Raw genomic sequence first — 759 nt, forward strand, 5'->3', positions numbered from 1 at the left:
CGCGGCCGGGTGCCAGACGGTGCGCACGCGCCGGTCCAGGGCCCCCAGCCCGCGGCTCTCGAGTGAGATCGCGATCCGCTCGGCCCGGCGGATGCTGGTCACCAGGAGCACGAAGGCCGCGCGGGCCAGGTCCGCCGGTCGCCGCGAGAGCTGCGCACCTCGCCGGCCCTGCGCCCTCACCAGCCCGTGCCGCACCGCGTGGGCGCGCCGGATGGTGAGCCACTCCTCGGGCAGGTCGTCGAGCAGCCGGTGAGCAGCGAGGAAGGCCGCCGTGATCCGGACGGGCAGGCGCGCGACCTGGTGCAGCGAGGAGAGCAGCCGGTCGGGACGGACCGCCGCCAGGAACCCGATCGCGCAGGTCCCGATGAGCATCGTCCGCACCGCGAGCGCGACGCCCATCCGCAGTCCCGTGTCCGTGACCTCGAGCCCCCACCACGTCGCGACCGGGGTGCCGGGCCGGGTGACGGCGTTGACGACCACCAGGCTCAGGCCGAAGGACAGGAACGGCAGCTGGGCGAGGGCCAGGCGGCGCCACGGCACCTGCGCGGCCACCCTCACCGCGAGCAGCGCACCTGCCCACAGGCAGAGCAGCGGGACGGGCTCGTAGGTCCGGATCAGCACCAGGGGCACCGCGACGACGACGGCGAGCAGCACGCTCGGGTCGCACCGCGCGAGCCAGGACGGTGCGAGGGGAGGCGCCACGAGCGGGGACGGTGCGGGCGGGGGCGCTGCGCCCATCACGCCACCTCCGGGGTGCGG

1 protein-coding gene is annotated in these 759 nt (G+C 76.3%); it reads right to left on the bottom strand.

Annotated elements, in window-relative coordinates; translation table 11 throughout:
• A partial coding sequence (locus tag L0B03_RS18635) for an energy-coupling factor transporter transmembrane protein EcfT (protein ID WP_250448596.1) occupies positions 1-738 on the bottom strand: 738 nt, incomplete at its 3' end.
• Positions 739-759 lie beyond the last annotated feature (21 nt).

The sequence above is a fragment of the Actinotalea sp. C106 genome (assembly GCF_023630195.1).
Taxonomy (GTDB): domain Bacteria; phylum Actinomycetota; class Actinomycetes; order Actinomycetales; family Cellulomonadaceae; genus Actinotalea.